Source organism: Weizmannia acidilactici (assembly GCF_008974225.1).
Classification (GTDB): Bacteria; Bacillota; Bacilli; order Bacillales; family Bacillaceae_C; genus Weizmannia; species Weizmannia acidilactici.
In genome coordinates, this window is record NZ_BKZR01000058.1 from 1 (window position 1) to 15,600 (window position 15,600).

18 protein-coding genes are annotated in these 15,600 nt (G+C 45.3%); 17 read left to right on the forward strand and 1 reads right to left on the reverse strand.

Features of this window, described 5'->3' with window-relative positions:
• Positions 1–541: 541 nt before the first annotated feature.
• The 11 genes from GBH70_RS15220 to rsmI all read left to right on the forward strand — a co-directional run bounded on the left by GBH70_RS15220 (position 542) and on the right by rsmI (position 8,074).
• Positions 542–733, forward strand: a complete 192-nt coding sequence (locus tag GBH70_RS15220) for a sigma factor G inhibitor Gin (protein WP_371862196.1) — start codon at positions 542–544, stop codon at positions 731–733.
• A 143-nt stretch (positions 734–876) separates the two neighbouring features.
• On the forward strand, positions 877–2,289 hold the full coding sequence (locus GBH70_RS17600) for an aminotransferase class I/II-fold pyridoxal phosphate-dependent enzyme (protein ID WP_151681827.1): 1,413 nt from the start codon (positions 877–879) through the stop codon (positions 2,287–2,289).
• Positions 2,290–2,307: 18 nt separating this feature from the next.
• Positions 2,308–2,961, forward strand: coding sequence for a dTMP kinase (gene tmk / locus GBH70_RS15230; RefSeq protein ID WP_151681828.1), 654 nt, complete (start codon positions 2,308–2,310; stop codon positions 2,959–2,961).
• Between the two features lie 91 nt (positions 2,962–3,052).
• On the forward strand, positions 3,053–3,382 hold the full coding sequence (gene darA, locus GBH70_RS15235; RefSeq protein ID WP_151681829.1) for a cyclic di-AMP receptor DarA: 330 nt from the start codon (positions 3,053–3,055) through the stop codon (positions 3,380–3,382).
• Between the two features lie 15 nt (positions 3,383–3,397).
• Positions 3,398–3,838 (forward strand): YaaR family protein, encoded by a 441-nt coding sequence (locus GBH70_RS15240; RefSeq protein ID WP_151681830.1) that lies wholly within the window; start codon positions 3,398–3,400, stop codon positions 3,836–3,838.
• A 16-nt stretch (positions 3,839–3,854) separates the two neighbouring features.
• A complete protein-coding gene (gene holB / locus GBH70_RS15245) occupies positions 3,855–4,856 on the forward strand; it encodes a DNA polymerase III subunit delta' (protein WP_151681831.1) in 1,002 nt (333 codons plus the stop codon).
• Positions 4,849–5,676 carry a PSP1 domain-containing protein gene (locus GBH70_RS15250; RefSeq protein ID WP_151681832.1) on the forward strand — a complete coding sequence of 276 codons (828 nt, stop codon included), beginning with the start codon at positions 4,849–4,851 and terminating at the stop codon, positions 5,674–5,676. The genes holB and GBH70_RS15250 overlap by 8 nt, the downstream gene beginning before the upstream one ends.
• A gap of 15 nt (positions 5,677–5,691) precedes the next feature.
• Positions 5,692–6,075: a DNA replication initiation control protein YabA gene (gene yabA / locus GBH70_RS15255; protein WP_151681833.1), complete on the forward strand. Its 384-nt coding sequence runs from the start codon at positions 5,692–5,694 to the stop codon at positions 6,073–6,075.
• Between the two features lie 128 nt (positions 6,076–6,203).
• Positions 6,204–6,950 carry a tRNA1(Val) (adenine(37)-N6)-methyltransferase gene (locus GBH70_RS15260; protein WP_151681834.1) on the forward strand — a complete coding sequence of 249 codons (747 nt, stop codon included), beginning with the start codon at positions 6,204–6,206 and terminating at the stop codon, positions 6,948–6,950.
• Positions 6,934–7,227 carry a GIY-YIG nuclease family protein gene (locus GBH70_RS15265; protein WP_151681835.1) on the forward strand — a complete coding sequence of 98 codons (294 nt, stop codon included), beginning with the start codon at positions 6,934–6,936 and terminating at the stop codon, positions 7,225–7,227. The genes GBH70_RS15260 and GBH70_RS15265 overlap by 17 nt, the downstream gene beginning before the upstream one ends.
• Complete coding sequence (gene rsmI / locus GBH70_RS15270) at positions 7,199–8,074, forward strand: 16S rRNA (cytidine(1402)-2'-O)-methyltransferase (RefSeq protein ID WP_172967564.1); 876 nt, start codon at positions 7,199–7,201, stop codon at positions 8,072–8,074. The genes GBH70_RS15265 and rsmI overlap by 29 nt, the downstream gene beginning before the upstream one ends.
• A gap of 485 nt (positions 8,075–8,559) precedes the next feature.
• Here the strand turns inward: rsmI and abrB are convergent, their stop codons facing one another.
• On the reverse strand, positions 8,560–8,844 hold the full coding sequence (abrB, locus tag GBH70_RS15275) for a transition state genes transcriptional regulator AbrB (protein ID WP_151681837.1): 285 nt from the start codon (positions 8,842–8,844) through the stop codon (positions 8,560–8,562).
• Positions 8,845–9,329: 485 nt separating this feature from the next.
• On the opposite strand from abrB, the gene metG reads away from it, so the two are divergent.
• The 6 genes from metG to veg all read left to right on the forward strand — a co-directional run bounded on the left by metG (position 9,330) and on the right by veg (position 15,510).
• Entirely contained in the window at positions 9,330–11,297 is a 1,968-nt protein-coding gene (gene metG, locus GBH70_RS15280; RefSeq protein ID WP_151681838.1) for a methionine--tRNA ligase, read from the forward strand.
• A 128-nt stretch (positions 11,298–11,425) separates the two neighbouring features.
• Positions 11,426–12,202 (forward strand): TatD family hydrolase, encoded by a 777-nt coding sequence (locus tag GBH70_RS15285; RefSeq protein WP_151681839.1) that lies wholly within the window; start codon positions 11,426–11,428, stop codon positions 12,200–12,202.
• Between the two features lie 17 nt (positions 12,203–12,219).
• Positions 12,220–12,774, forward strand: coding sequence for a ribonuclease M5 (gene rnmV, locus GBH70_RS15290; protein ID WP_151681840.1), 555 nt, complete (start codon positions 12,220–12,222; stop codon positions 12,772–12,774).
• 2 nt (positions 12,775–12,776) lie between these two features.
• Positions 12,777–13,658: a 16S rRNA (adenine(1518)-N(6)/adenine(1519)-N(6))-dimethyltransferase RsmA gene (gene rsmA / locus GBH70_RS15295; protein WP_151681841.1), complete on the forward strand. Its 882-nt coding sequence runs from the start codon at positions 12,777–12,779 to the stop codon at positions 13,656–13,658.
• Between the two features lie 164 nt (positions 13,659–13,822).
• A complete protein-coding gene (yabG, locus tag GBH70_RS15300) occupies positions 13,823–14,716 on the forward strand; it encodes a sporulation peptidase YabG (protein WP_371862263.1) in 894 nt (297 codons plus the stop codon).
• 542 nt (positions 14,717–15,258) lie between these two features.
• On the forward strand, positions 15,259–15,510 hold the full coding sequence (gene veg, locus GBH70_RS15305) for a biofilm formation stimulator Veg (RefSeq protein WP_151681842.1): 252 nt from the start codon (positions 15,259–15,261) through the stop codon (positions 15,508–15,510).
• Positions 15,511–15,600: the final 90 nt, after the last annotated feature.

Genomic DNA, 15,600 nt, shown 5'->3' on the forward strand with positions numbered 1-15,600 from the left:
AGCGGTAATCTAAAAATATCAGCGGAAAGCCATGAAATATCAGCGAAAAGTACAAAAATATCGGCGGCCACTAATTTATATACACCCCAGGGTATGTCAATTGCCCATGATACAGCAATTTTTTAATAAAAAAATGCCGGTATCTGCATCTTTCAATACATACGGGGGTATGACAGTGTCCCTTTAAAATACCAGTTTTCCTCTACTACTTCTTTGTAAAAGGAAAAATCGGCGAATTTGGAAAAGAAACAAGCGGTAATCATTAAATATCAGCGAAAAGTGCAAAAAATCAGCGGCCGCATCTTTGCATCTGCTGTTCCGGGAAGGTTCACGAATTGATAATACATTCCTTCGCTAATAAAAAAGCTGCAAGGATGCAAGTCTTTCCCGCCCCCTATCCTAGACAAACACACACCGGTTAAAACAGCATACGATACAATATATCCAGTGCCGTTCGATTTTAAACATTTTCAAAAGTCTGTTTGATTGTGAATAGATGGTAAAAAATATGGCAAATATAGTGGAACAGGGGGTGGGGAATTTGAAAACAAAAACCGAACCGGAAATGTGCATAATTTGCGAACAAATGAAACCAAGCGGTATTCATCTTTATACATCTTTCATCTGCAGCGATTGCGAAAATGAAATTGTCCATACGGAGACAGGGGATCCGCGGTATTTGTACTTTATCCGGCAGTTAAAAGCAATAGGAAAACCGCAAATGTATATATAACCAAGCGACAAAAGGGGCTTGGTTATATTTTTGCCATCTATTTTGCTGTTGTCTCCTCTTGTTTCGTTTATAGTAAAATAGAGAAGTCAAAGCTGAAGGGCCGGGATTTGCCGCGGTCCCTGATAAAGACTGGGGTAATGTGCATGGACCAAACAAGAATGCCTTTATATGAAGCGCTCTGCCGGCATCACAGCAGCAGACCCATCTCATTCCATGTGCCGGGGCATAAAAATGGATTGCTGATGGAGCCGCTGTTAAAGGGCAGTGCGGTTTTTTTACAATATGATGCAACGGAATTATCCGGATTGGATGATCTGCACCATGCCGAAGGGGCAATCAAAGAGGCGCAGGATCTGCTTTCAGCGTATTATGGCAGCACAAAAAGTTATTTTCTAGTAAACGGGAGCACGGTTGGCAATTTGGCGATGATTCTTGCCATTTGCCGGCCGGGGGACCGGGTGTTGGTTGACCGGAACTGCCATAAATCCATTTTGCATGCGCTGCGTCTTGCTAACGTACAACCGGTTTTTCTTTTCCCTGAAATCGATGGAGAGCTCGAAATTGCAGCCGGATTTTCCGAAAAACTGTTTGCGCATGCTTTTCAACAGTGCCCGGAAATCAGGGCGTGCATCTTTACTTATCCGACGTACTACGGTATGACATTTGATATACAATCGATGGTCAGGATTGCCCGCAGGCATGGCGCTTATGTACTGGTGGATGAAGCGCACGGGGCCCATTTTTGTATCGGCGGCCCGTTCCCGAAATCGGCACTCGATTTGGGGGCTGATGCCGTTGTCCAGTCCGCCCATAAAATGCTGCCGGCCATGACGATGGGTTCTTTTTTGCATATCGGCAATCCCCGCTTTCCAATCGAAAAGCTCGAATATTACTTATCTGTCTTGCAATCGAGCAGCCCGTCCTATCCGATCATGATGTCGCTCGACTATGCACGGTGGTATGCGGCAAATTTTAACGATGAAGATATCCGTTATACGATGTCGGAAAGGGAACGGTTTATCCACCGACTGCGTAAAGTGTTAAAAGTACAGGAAAAAGAAGGGCAGGATCCTTTGAAATTGTTGGTGTCATTGCCGGGCGTATCCGGATTTGTACTTCAGTCCGCTTTTGAAAAGAAGAGTGTGTATCCGGAAATGGCCGATCTTGATAGGGTAGTGCTTGTGCTGCCGCTATTAAAAAAAGGAATGCCTTTTCCTTTTGAAGATGCCGCCGGGCGGATTGATAAAGCTTTGACCTGTGTAACAGCGCATGCCAAAAAAGAAAAAGCAACATTAGAATTTCCGGCTGGTTTAACGGTACTTCAAATGACCTATGCAGAAATGGAAGAAAGACAGGTGGAATGGGTGTCTTTTAAAGATGCCGCCGGCAGGATTGCAGCGAAAATGGTGGTGCCGTATCCGCCGGGCGTACCGCTCCTTATGCCGGGTGAGCGCATTACGCAGGCGCATATCGCACATATTCAACAATTGCGTTCGTATGGAGCCAAATTCCATGCGGATCCCCCATTTAACGAAAACAAACTGGCAGTTTATTGATAAAGAGAGGTAGATTCAATGAAAGGGATTTTTATAACCGCAGAAGGGCCCGAGGGTGCGGGGAAAACAACCATTATTGGGAAAATTGCAGCATATTTGCGGGAGGCCGGTTTTCCAGTTGTATTGACGAGAGAACCGGGGGGCATTAGAATTGCCGAGCAGATCCGCAGCATTATTCTGAGCCCGGAAAATACCGAAATGGACGCGAGGACGGAAGCTTTGCTTTATGCGGCAAGCCGCCGGCAGCATCTTGCGGAAAAAGTCATACCGGCCCTTGAGCGCGGTGCTATTGTTTTGTGCGACAGGTTTATCGACAGTTCGCTCGCGTACCAGGGATATGCAAGGGGGATCGGGATTGAAGAAGTTTACCGCATCAATCAGTTTGCAACAAACGGCCTGCTGCCGGATTTGACGTTATATTTTGATGTTGAAGTGGAAACGGGGCTCGGCCGGATCGCCAAAAATCAAAACCGCGAAGTAAACCGCCTTGACCTCGAGGCATTGGAATTCCACAAGAAAGTAAAAGAAGGATTCCAAATATTGTTACGGCGGTTCCCGGAGAGAATGTATGCTATTGATGCGAATAAAGATGTAGAATATATTTATGAAACAGCTTTGCAAAAAGTGTTGGATGCCGTCCGCGACCACTTTGGGAAAAATTTTTCCGGGTAAAAGGATAATCACCTCATCGGACAGAATTTCATATATAACAATGATATAATGAATGATAAATATACGTTTGGAATTTCAGGAGGGGAAGAAATTGAAACTGATTGTAGCAGTCGTGCAGGACCAGGACAGCAACCGCTTAATGAAAGCGATGATCGACCATAATTTCCGCGTGACAAAACTTGCGTCGACGGGAGGATTTTTAAAATCCGGCAACACGACTTTTCTGATCGGAACCGAAGAAATCCGCGTTAATAAAGCGCTGCAGGTCATTAAGGAAAATTGTAAATCAAGGGAACAGTTTATTACCCCTGTTTCACCGATGGGGGGCAATGCCGATTCCTACATTCCGTATCCGGTTGAGATTGAAGTGGGCGGCGCAACGGTATTTGTGCTGCCGGTAGATGAGTTTCACCAGTTTTAATGGAGGGAATTGCCCTTGAAGATCAACCAGGATTTAAGTGTAAGTTTGAACAATGTGGCCCGAGGGACGAAAAGTGCTGCTGCGGATACGTCAAATTTTGCGGAAATGGTCAAATCAAGCGGGGAAAAACTGCAAATGGACGAGCTCAACCAATTGTTGTCACAACTCGACGAGGCCGGCAGCAAACTGGCCCGTACCCGCAATTTTAAAGATTTGTCGAGATTTAAGGCGCTAGTAAAGCAGTTTGTAAAACAGGCTGTCGATTACAGCATGAAAATGAAACAGTCCCAGGACTGGAACCAGTTCGGGGAAAGCCGCAAAATGCAGATTGTCGAAACGATTGACCAAAAACTGGCGGACTTAACCGAAGAATATATTAGGAAGGAACAGCCCGCGCTGGATATTCTCGGGAAAATCGGTGAGATCAAAGGTTTATTGATCAATTTATATACCTAAGAGAGTGAAGGAAGCCATGACATGGAAAGAATTTGAAAAGGTGCAGCCCGTTGCGGCAACTTTGCTGAAAAACAGCATCAGGCGCAAGCGGATGGCGCATGCCTATTTATTCGAAGGCGGCCGCGGTACGGGGAAAAAAGAGGCCGCGCAATTATTGGCAAAAACATTATTCTGCCTGCAGCCGGCGGATGGTTTTTTTCCATGCGAACATTGCTCAAACTGCATGAGAATCAACCATGGTTCCCATCCCGATGTTCATTTGATTGAACCGGACGGGCTTTCCATCAAGAAGGAACAGATCAAACAGCTGCAGCAGGAGTTTTCGAAACGCGCGGTTGAATCCAAGCGGAAACTGTATATGATCGTTGATGCCGAAAAAATGTCCATCGGCGCTGCCAACAGCCTGTTGAAATTTTTGGAAGAGCCAAACGCCGATACAACGGCGATTTTAATGACGACTCAATTGCACCGGATCCTGCCCACCATTTTATCGCGTTGCCAAATTGTTTCATTCAAGCCGATCTCTCCTAATTTATTGAAAAAACAATTGATCGAAAACGGGGTCAGCCGCGATTTGGCCCCGCTGCTTTCCCATATGACCAACCATTTGGAAGAGGCGCTTTCCTTAAGCAAGGATGAGTGGTTTGCACAAGCCCGAAAAATAGTGTTAAAATTATATACAACCCTTACGAAATCACCTTCTTACGCAATGGTCTTTTTGCAGGAAGGATGGTTTCAGCATTTTAAAGAAAAAAATCAACTGGATCTCGGATTGGATCTGTTGATATGGATTTATAAAGATCTTCTTTCCATCCATCTGGGAAAACAGGAGGATTTGGTTTATCCCGATCAGCAAGCCCGTTTTTCTTCGGATATTCTTTCTTACTCCCCGCGTTCTCTGGCTGAAAAAATGGCAGCAATTTTAGATGCAAAAAAGAAATTGAATGCCAATGTCAATCAGCAATTGCTCATGGAACAGCTTGTTTTAAATTTGCAGGGGGGAACAGCCTTTGTTTAATGTAGTAGGGATCCGATTTAAAAAGGCCGGTAAAGTATATTACTTCGACCCGGGTGATCTTCCCGTCCAAAAAGACGACACGGTGATTGTTGAGACCGCCCGCGGCATCGAATACGGCCTTGTTGTCACAAACCGCAAAGTTGTCGGGGAACATGATGTAGTGCTGCCGCTCAAAAAAGTTATCCGCATTGCCGACCAAAAGGATCATATGGCAGTAAATGAAAATAAAACCGCGGCAAAAGAGGCATACAAGATTTGCATGAAAAAAATCGCGGAACACCAGCTGGAGATGAAGCTGGTTGATGTTGAATATACATTTGACCGGAATAAAATCATTTTTTATTTTACCGCTGACGGGCGTGTTGATTTCAGGGAGCTTGTAAAGGATTTGGCTTCCATTTTCCGGACAAGGATTGAGCTCAGGCAAATCGGGGTGCGCGATGAGGCGAAAATGCTCGGCGGTATCGGCCCGTGCGGAAGAATGCTGTGCTGCTCCACCTTCCTGGGCGATTTTGAACCGGTATCGATCAAAATGGCGAAAGACCAGAATCTTTCTTTAAATCCGACGAAAATTTCCGGGCTTTGCGGACGGTTGATGTGCTGCCTGAAATATGAAAATGATGAATATGAAGCGGTGAAAGAAGCACTTCCGGATATCGGTGAAACCGTTAAAACGCCCCACGGGATTGGAAAGGTCACCGGTTTGAATATTTTGGAAAGGATATTGCAGATCGAATTGCAGGGCCAGGGACGGGTCATAGAGTATACGATGGAAGAGTTTTTAAATGAGGATGTTGTTCCAATTCAATCCACGGATTAATGAGGTGGAGAACTGATGGATAGGAAAGAAATATTCGAGGCGATACAGCAGATGGAAGTGCAGATCGGGACACTCCATGAAAAGTTAGGGGAACTGAAACAGTATTTAACGGAAGTCATCGAAGAAAACAACGTTCTGAAAATCCAAAATGAGTATTTCAGGAGGCAATTGCGGCAGGAACCCGGCGAAGAGGATGAAAATCAGCAGGAAGAACCGGCTGAAATTGTCCGCAAGATCCAGGAAAAAGGCGTTCCGCAAACGCTTTTGGATATTGGGGAAGGTTATGACAATCTTGCCCGCCTTTACCAGGAAGGCTTCCATATTTGCAATATCCATTTCGGAAGCCCGCGCAACGGGGAAGATTGTTTATTTTGCCTTTCTTTTCTCAATAAAAAGTAACCTTATGGGCGGTTCATCATAAATTTAGCCTTCCTTCTTCCGGGGAAGGCTATTTTTTAAAGAGAGCCGATTTTGCTATGCGGTTTGATGCGCTTCATGCGGCAAAAGTTTTGGAGGATACGGAATCAATGGTGAAATTATTAGGAGATGAACGATTGGATTATTTACTGGCGGAAAATTTGCGGATTGTGCAGAGCCCTTCCGTTTTTGCTTTTTCATTGGATGCGGTGCTGCTGTCAAAATTCGCTTATTTGCCGATCCAAAAAGGGAAAGTGCTCGACCTTTGCACGGGAAACGGCGTGATTCCCCTTTTGCTGAGTACGCGGACAAAAGCGGAAATTACGGGTGTTGAAATACAGGAAAGGCTGTATGATATGGCGACAAGGAGTATTGCCTATAACGGGCTGGAGGGGCAAATTAGGCTTATTCACGGCGACCTGAAAGATATGCCCGCAGTTTTGGGGTATGGCAAGTTTGATGTTGTGACGTGCAATCCGCCATATTTCCCATCGCAGACAAAGGCAATCCAAAACGAAAACGAACATTTGGCGATCGCAAGGCATGAGATTTACTGCACATTGGAGGATGTTGTAAGGGTCAGCAGCCAAATGCTCAAGCAGGGGGGGAAAGCGGCATTTGTCCACCGCCCGGGCAGGCTTGTCGATTTGATTACGCTTATGAAAAAATACCGACTCGAACCAAAGCGACTCCGGCTTGTGTATCCGAAAGCGGGAAAAGAAGCAAACACAATCCTGATGGAAGGCATAAAAGACGGGAAACCGGATTTAAAAATTCTCCCCCCTTTGGTTGTGTACAAGGAGAACAACGAATATACGGAAGAAGTGGAAGAAATCCTGTATGGAAAGAAAAACTAAACCATATTTTTATGTTCTTTTGTGCTGCGACGGCAGTTTTTACGGAGGGTACACCGTGGACCTTAAAAGGCGGCTCCGTGAACATAATGAAGGGAGAGGCGCCAAATATACGAGGACGAGAACGCCGGTCCGCCTGCTGTATTACCGCGAATATGAAACAAAAAGCGATGCTATGAAAGCGGAATATGCATTTAAACAGTTGACGCGGCGGGAAAAAGAACGATTTTTGGAAAAGGCAGGTGTTGATCTTGCAGCAGCAGGCAAGTTTTCGGGATGAAGAAAAGAAAGGAATTCTCTATCTCGTCCCAACCCCGATCGGAAATTTGGAAGATATGACATTCCGGGCCGTGCGCATTTTAAAAAGCGCCGATCTCATTGCCGCGGAAGATACACGGAACAGCAAAAAACTTTGCGCCCATTTTGATATCCATACCCCGCTTGTCAGCCACCATGAACATAATAAGGAAATAAGCACGCGCGATATTCTCGTAAGGCTTTCACGCGGCGAAAAAGTCGCATTAATCAGCGATGCGGGCATGCCTTGCATTTCAGATCCCGGATATGAGCTTGTTGCCGCCTGCATCCGCGAAAATATTACCGTCGTTCCGCTTCCGGGGGCAAATGCGGCGTTGACGGCACTGATCGCTTCCGGCATTGCGCCGCAGCCGTTTTATTTTTACGGTTTTCTGCCGCGCGATAAACAGGAAAAAAGGGCGGAATTGGAGAAGCTGGGCAAGATTGCTTCGACGTTTATTATATACGAAGCGCCCCACAGGCTGAAAAGAACGCTGGAAATGATGCAGGATGTTTTAGGGGATAGAAAAATTGCGATCAGCCGCGAGCTGACAAAAAAATTCGAGGAATTTATCAGGGGGACAATTGAAGAAGCTGTTGAATGGGTACAGAATAATGAAATCCGGGGCGAGTTCTGCCTGATTGTGGAAGGCAGCCCGGAAACGCAGGAAGAAAACAGGGGGCTCTGGTGGTCCGCTTTATCCGTCAAGGAACATGTGGATGCATATATCAGCCAAAAACAGCTTCCGCCAAAAGAAGCCATTAAATTGGCGGCAAAGGACCGGAAGCTGCCAAAAAGGGAAGTTTACCAAATTTATCACGAAATATAAAGAAAAAGGGGCTGTCCCAAAAGCCCCTTCTTAAACATGAAAAATCGTTGAGAAAATAATTTTCTCGACGGTTTTTCTTATTGTCAGGATATCATCGCTGATTTGATTTACCATACATTGACAACGCGGGCTACATGGCCTTCTGGAATCATGTCACTGAAATCCATTGGAAGAATGAGTTTTCCCATGTTATAATCAATAAAGGTAGCTGAATAGTTACTCAAAAAAACCGCCTCCATTCAATGTTTGTTCGACACCTACATTATAATGGAAAAGGCGGTTTTTTTTTTGCACTTACTTCGTCTATTGCACGTTGATGATCGCGAAATTTACGAGACTCCTGCGGGAACAAGCGAGGAGGCTCGCGACGCGTGCGGAAAGCGAGTGAATTTCGCGATCATCAACAACCAACGATAATAATTTTTTCACAAAGAAAGGGGCGCCCCTTCAGCCAGATTACCGCCTTTTGGGACAGCCCCACTTGCCTATCTTGCAAGATGGAAGTTTTCTTCTATTTCTTTCATTAACAGTTCTGCGCCTTCCCGGCTTAACACGATTTTCCCGCCGGCCAGCTGGAGATTGTCGTCGGACACTTCGCCGGTGACAAGGCAGGTCATGTTCGGTTTATACTTTTTCAAAATGATTTTGTCATCGTCTACATAAATTTCGAGTGCGTCTTTTTCGGCAATCCCAAGATTACGGCGCAATTCGATCGGAATGACAACGCGGCCCAATTCATCAACTTTCCGCACAATGCCTGTAGATTTCATAACGACTCTCCTCCCTAAAAGAATATTTTTGACCCATTACATAACCCTTACAACCAACTGCTTTTTATAACTTTGCACTTCTTTATCTATCAAAAATTGACGAATACCCCTTTTTTAACATATCCTGTCTAATTGTATTATAGGAGATAAATTGGAATAAAAAAACAAATTTGTTTAAAATATTTTTCGACAAATTCCAAAAAAGATGCTGCTGCCCCCCACGCGGGTCCGGTTAAAACCGATGCGTGCGGGCTATAATGGTTATTGCCGCTTTGAATATTTTTAAAAGCCGCGCCGCGATGGAACGGAATACGGAAGATGCGCTATACTAAATATACAGTGCATTTTTGCCGGATCCTGCCTGGCCGGCTTACGGATTTTGCTTATTTTCAGGAAAAGTTTTATACTTATTCTTTAAGGAGTTCATCAATAGAGCGATGAAGCTGCAACAGGATGTCTAATCTGATCGAAAGGTGGAGGCTGCTTTGGAAGAAAAATTGAAAACTTTTTATATTACAACGCCGATCTACTACCCGAGCGGAAATTTACATATTGGCCATGCGTATACAACCGTTGCAGGGGATGCGATGGCCCGCTATAAGAGAATGCGTGGATATGATGTCATGTTTCTGACCGGAACGGATGAGCACGGGCAAAAAATCCAGCGGAAAGCGAAAGAAAAAGGCGTCACGCCGCAGCAATACGTGGATGAAATTGTGGCAGGTATCCAAGAGTTATGGAAAAAATTAGATATCTCCAACGATGATTTTATCCGCACCACCCAGGAAAGGCATAAAAAATCGGTCGAGAAAATTTTTAAAAAATTGCTCGACAAAGGGGATATTTATTTAGGGGAATATGAGGGCTGGTACTGTACGCCATGTGAATCGTTTTTCACGGAACGCCAGCTGGTGGATGGGAAATGCCCGGATTGCGGCAGGCCGGTTGAAAAAGTAAAAGAAGAATCCTATTTTTTCAGAATGGGGAAATATGTCGACAGGCTTTTGCAATATTATGAAGAAAATCCGGATTTCATCCAGCCGGAAAGCCGGAAAAATGAAATGATCAATAACTTCATTAAACCGGGGCTTGAGGATCTGGCTGTATCGCGGACGACTTTTGACTGGGGCATTAAAGTGCCGGGCGACCCGAAGCATGTCATCTATGTCTGGATTGACGCGCTGAGCAATTATATCACAGCACTCGGCTATGGCAGCGATGATGATTCGAAATACCTCAAATATTGGCCGGCGGATGTCCATCTTGTCGGAAAAGAAATCGTGCGGTTCCATACGATTTACTGGCCGATTATGCTGATGGCGCTCGATTTGCCGCTGCCGAAAAAAGTATTTGCGCACGGCTGGCTGTTGATGAAAGATGGAAAAATGTCGAAATCAAAAGGGAATGTCATTGATCCGGTGACGCTAATCGACAGGTACGGATTGGATGCGCTCCGTTATTATTTACTGCGGGAAGTGCCGTTCGGGGCGGACGGAATTTTTACGCCTGAAGGGTTTGTCGAACGGATCAACTTTGATCTCGCCAATGACCTCGGCAATCTTTTAAACCGGACCGTGGCCATGATGAACCAATATTTCGGCGGGGTGATCCCAACCTTCTCCGGATCGCATAATCCGTTTTCCATCCAGCTTGTGACGGCATATAAAGAAGCGTTGAAAAAATACGAAGAAGCCATGGAAAACATGCAGTTTTCTGTTGCATTGTCTTCTTTATGGGAATTCGTCAGCCAGACAAACAAATATATCGATGAAACGACGCCTTGGGTCCTTGCCAAAGATGAATCGAAACGCGCGGAACTCGCCGAGGTAATGGTGCATCTGGCGGAATCGCTGCGGCATATTGCCATTCTTTTACAGCCATTCTTAACGTCGGCGCCGAAGAAAATTTTCGGCCAATTGAATTTAACGGATGAAAGCTTGCATACTTGGGAAAGCCTTTCTTCATTCGGCAGCATTCCGGAAGGCACAAAAGTCGTCGAAAAAGGGGAACCGATCTTCCCACGTCTCGATATGGAAAAAGAAATTCAATTCATCAAGTCGCAAATGCAAGGCACTGCACCGAAAAAAGAAGAACCGAAGCAGGAAAAAGCAAAAGTGGACGACTCAAAAGATGAAATCACGATCGATGATTTTGCAAAAGTAGAATTGCGGGTGGCAAAAGTTACAGCCTGTGAACCGGTGAAAACGGCAGATAAACTGTTAAAACTGAAGCTCGACCTCGGCTATGAACAACGCCAGGTTGTTTCTGGGATTGCGCAATATTATAAACCGGAAGAACTCGTCGGCCGCAAAGTCATTGTTGTTGCCAACCTGAAGCCTGTTAAACTGCGCGGTGAATTATCGCAAGGCATGATTTTGGTAGGCGAAAAAGATGGCGTATTGTCGCTGGCAACTGTTGATGAAGGCCTTCCGGTAGGTGCTGTTGTCAGATAAGGTCAAAACATCAGGATGAAAAACATAGAGATGTTTCACGTGGAACAAATTTCGACGGATCTCTCTATGTTTTTCTTATGTATGACAAGAACAATAATGGACATGTTGAGAAACAGAGGTGCAAAGTTATGTTATTTGATACGCACGTGCATTTAAATGATGAAGCGTTCCAGGATGACTTTGAAGCAGTTATCAGGCGGGCAAAGGAAGCCGGTGTTGAAAAAATGGTAGTCGTCGGCTTTGACAGGCCGACCATCCAAAAAGCCATCGAGTTGATCGGCCAATATGCATTTATGTATGCTGCGCTCGGCTGGCACCCTGTCGATGCCATCGATATGAAAGATGAGGATCTCGAGTGGATTGAATCATTGGCCGCCCATCCAAAAGTGGTGGCGATCGGGGAAATCGGGCTCGATTACCATTGGGACAAATCCCCGAAAGAGGTGCAACACGATGTGTTCAGAAGGCAGATCCGCCTCGCCAAAAAACTGTCTTTGCCGATCATTATCCATAACCGAGAAGCAACAGAAGACTGCGTGAATATTTTAAAAGAAGAAAACGCACAGGAAGTGGGCGGCATTATGCATTGCTTCAGCGGCAGCCCGGAAACGGCGAAAGAATGCATCAAGATGAATTTTTACATTTCACTTGGCGGCCCGGTCACGTTTAAAAATGCGAAAAAGCCGAAAGAAGTGGCTGCCGCGGTTCCGCTCGATAAACTGTTGATCGAGACGGACTGCCCTTATCTTGCCCCGCACCCTTACCGCGGGAAAAGGAATGAGCCGGCTTATGTGAAGCTTGTCGCGGAGCAGATTGCAGAAATAAAAGGTGTTCCTTATGAGAAAGTTGCCGAACAAACGATGTTAAACGCACAAAAATTGTTTAAAATAAAGGATAATGATTAGAAAGTGAGTTTTTCCGCATGGCAAAACTAAAAGAAATTATCGTCGTCGAGGGAAAGGACGACACGGCCGCCATCAAAAGGGCTTTAGATGCTGATACGATCGAAACAAACGGGTCGGCCATTTCCAAAAGCACGATTGAGAAAATTCGCCTTGCCCAGGAAAAAAGGGGTGTCATTATTTTTACGGATCCCGATTTTCCGGGTGAAAAGATCCGGAAAACGATCGCTGAGAAAGTGCCCGGCTGCAAACATGCTTTTCTTGCCAAACATGAGGCGCGCCCGTTATCGGATAAAGGGATCGGTGTGGAACATGCGCGGCCCGAGTCGATCCGGAAAGCATTGCGGGAAGCGCATCAAATGGAAGAGGATGTGCCGGAAATCATTACAAAAGAAGCGTTAATGGAAGCCGGCTTGGTTGCTGGCCCGATGGCGAGAAGAAGAAGGGAACGGCTGGGGGAACTGCTGAAAATCGGATATACAAACGGCAAGCAGCTCCACAAAAGGCTGATGGCTTTTCAAATCGACAAGGATACATTTCAGGAAGCACTCATGAAAGTTTTACAGGAGGAATAAATTTGCAAAAAGATATTGCCACCCCCATCCGGACAAGGGCGATCTTAAACCGTTACGGATTTTCCTTTAAGAAAAGTTTGGGACAGAATTTTTTAATCGATCCGAACGTGCTCCGGAATATTACGGAACAGGCGGAGTTGTCGGAAGAAAGCGGGGTCATTGAAATCGGCCCGGGAATAGGCGCGCTCACCGAACATCTTGCACGCCGAAGCAAGAAAGTTGTTGCCTTTGAAATTGACAGAAGGCTCGCGCCGATTCTGGAAGATACTTTATCGCCGTATCCGAATGTAAAAGTGATTTATGAAGACGTCTTAAAAGCCGATGTCCGGAAAGTGATGAAAGAGGAATTTGCCAGCATAAAAGATTTGATGGTCGTCGCAAACCTTCCGTATTACGTCACAACGCCGATTATTTTAAAATTTGTAACCGGGCATTTTCCGATCCGCGGCATGGTTGTCATGCTGCAAAAGGAAGTGGCCGACCGGGTTTCAGCGCAGCCGGGCACGAAAAACTACGGGTCGCTGTCGATTGCGATCCAGTATTATATGACGGCGGAAGTCGCAATGATTGTTCCGAAAACAGTGTTCATGCCCCAGCCGAATGTGGATTCTGCCGTGGTCAAACTGGTGAAAAGGGAAAAACCGAAAGTGGATGTAACGGATGAAGATTTCTTCTTCCAAATGACAAAAGCATCATTCGCGCAGCGGCGGAAAACATTAATGAATAATTTAACAAGCGGGATGCCGGGCGGAAAAGAGAAGAAAGAAGCCATGCTGGAGGTATTGGGGCAGCTGAGTATTGATCCGTCAAGACGGGGGGAAACGTTAAGCCTGGAAGAATTTGCGGCGTTAAGCAATGCGCTTTATCCGATTTTTCATCCGTAATGGCCAACTTATAGCGTTCGAGGGTCTCGTGATTTTTAAAACCATTACAGATTTTTCCATGAAGCCTGGAGAAAGGAAGGCATCCTTTTCTTCCGGCTTTTTCACCATTTTTGAGGCAAAGCATAGGCTATAGTGTCATGCGCTAAAGCGTGAGATGGAATGTAATGGAGTTGACAACGATGGATGTGCAAATCAATTCGATAGTTGGCAGGAAATCCTACCATTGTGATATTTTATTCCGGGTGATTGATATACAGCAGCAGGGTGGGAAAAAAGTGGCCATTCTGCACGGGGAGGATTACCGGTTGATTGCCGATGCCCCGTTTGAGGACCTCGTCCAGCCGGATCCTGCGGAAAGGTCGAAAAGGACAGCTGAGTCCCGCTCGCTGGAAGAACAGTCATATGAACTGTTTAAGCAGGATATCCAATTGCTGAAAGAAAAACGGGAATATGAATCGACCAACGGCTATAAGGAAGAACTGAGTTATTTTCAGCTGCCGGGCAGGGTGCTGCACTTAGACGGGGATCCGAACTATTTGAAAAAGTGCTTGAATTTGTACGAAAAAATCGGGGTAACGGTTTATGGCATCCATTGTTATGAAAAGGAAATGCCGTATAAAATCGGGTCGCTGCTCGACCAATACCGGCCGAATGTTCTGGTGATCACAGGGCATGATGCGTATTCAAAATCAAAAGGTAAAAAAACGGATTTAAACGCTTACCGCCATTCAAAATCTTTTGTCAGGACCGTCATTGAAGCAAGAAAAAAAGTGCCGAATCTCGACCAGCTTGTTATTTTTGCAGGGGCGTGCCAATCGCATTTTGAATCGCTGATCCAAGCGGGCGCGAATTTTGCCAGTTCGCCGCTCCGTGTCAATATCCATGCGCTGGATCCGGTCTATATTGTGGCAAAAATCTGTTACACCTCATTTATGGAACAGGTTAATGTGTGGGATGTGCTCCGCAATACATTGACGGGGCAAAAAGGATTGGGCGGCATTGAAACAAAAGGAGTGCTGAGGACCGGCATGCCTTATAAACCAATTGAAGATGAATAGAACGCGGCCCGGTCCCTGGTTTCGTGAACTGCTACCACTTAGCCAACGCTAGAAATGGTGGCTTCTCAGCTCCACGACGAAAGTAATCTTTCACCTCCCTGAGTGTTACTTCCCGCCGTTTAGCGGCAGATGTCCGGTAACTTGGAGATTTTTTTCACCTGGGATGTTTTACGCATGGAAGGAATGAGCTTGGTTTTCGCATTTGATTTCTCCATAACCCCATATATCCAGTGATCAAAGAACATGTTCTATTTTAACAATGATTTGGAAATTCCAACCAAAATCCATCTCCCCCTTATCGTTGGGTTCGTCCTGCACACGATTGAAGAGGGAGACTTCTTTCAGGAAAGGTTAAAGTTGGTCCGGCTGTACCATTTTACATAATTCGATCGCATTCGGCATATACTATGTACAGCGAAAAATTGACCCGCATTTAATTAGGAAAAATGTTGACAGATCGACTTGTTCATTGATAAAATATATGTTTTATTTGACCTAATCCACATATTGTGTTACACTAGAACTTAGTGAGGTGGAGCGAAATGCCAAAAACGTTGACTGACATTAAAAAATCCTTGGATTCAAACTTGGGAAAAAGATTAATGTTGAGGGCCAATGGCGGAAGAAGAAAAACGATTGAACGTTCTGGTGTTTTGGCAGAAACTTATCCATCAGTTTTTGTCATTGAATTAGACAAAGAGGAAAATGCATTTGAGCGGGTTTCATACAGCTATGCAGATGTATTGACAGAAACAGTGCAGTTGGTTTTTATGGATAAACAGCAGGAAGGATGAATGAAACGGCAGCAGACATATGTTTGCTGTTTTCAGTTTTTATTGAAAAAAGCGGCGGCGGGCACTAGGCCTGCCGCCGCTTTCGGTTCG

What these genes read in the sequence shown, in the direction of transcription:
- veg (WP_151681842.1), top strand. Translation starts at nt 15,259, where the DNA reads ATGCCAAAAACGTTGACTGACATTAAAAAATCCTTGGATTCAAACTTG.
- abrB (WP_151681837.1), bottom strand. Translation starts at nt 8,844, where the DNA reads ATGAAATCTACAGGCATTGTGCGGAAAGTTGATGAATTGGGCCGCGTT.
- holB (WP_151681831.1), top strand. Translation starts at nt 3,855, where the DNA reads ATGACATGGAAAGAATTTGAAAAGGTGCAGCCCGTTGCGGCAACTTTG.
- GBH70_RS15265 (WP_151681835.1), top strand. Translation starts at nt 6,934, where the DNA reads ATGGAAAGAAAAACTAAACCATATTTTTATGTTCTTTTGTGCTGCGAC.
- rnmV (WP_151681840.1), top strand. Translation starts at nt 12,220, where the DNA reads ATGGCAAAACTAAAAGAAATTATCGTCGTCGAGGGAAAGGACGACACG.
- GBH70_RS17600 (WP_151681827.1), top strand. Translation starts at nt 877, where the DNA reads ATGGACCAAACAAGAATGCCTTTATATGAAGCGCTCTGCCGGCATCAC.
- yabA (WP_151681833.1), top strand. Translation starts at nt 5,692, where the DNA reads ATGGATAGGAAAGAAATATTCGAGGCGATACAGCAGATGGAAGTGCAG.
- tmk (WP_151681828.1), top strand. Translation starts at nt 2,308, where the DNA reads ATGAAAGGGATTTTTATAACCGCAGAAGGGCCCGAGGGTGCGGGGAAA.
- GBH70_RS15285 (WP_151681839.1), top strand. Translation starts at nt 11,426, where the DNA reads ATGTTATTTGATACGCACGTGCATTTAAATGATGAAGCGTTCCAGGAT.
- yabG (WP_371862263.1), top strand. Translation starts at nt 13,823, where the DNA reads ATGGAGTTGACAACGATGGATGTGCAAATCAATTCGATAGTTGGCAGG.
- GBH70_RS15260 (WP_151681834.1), top strand. Translation starts at nt 6,204, where the DNA reads ATGGTGAAATTATTAGGAGATGAACGATTGGATTATTTACTGGCGGAA.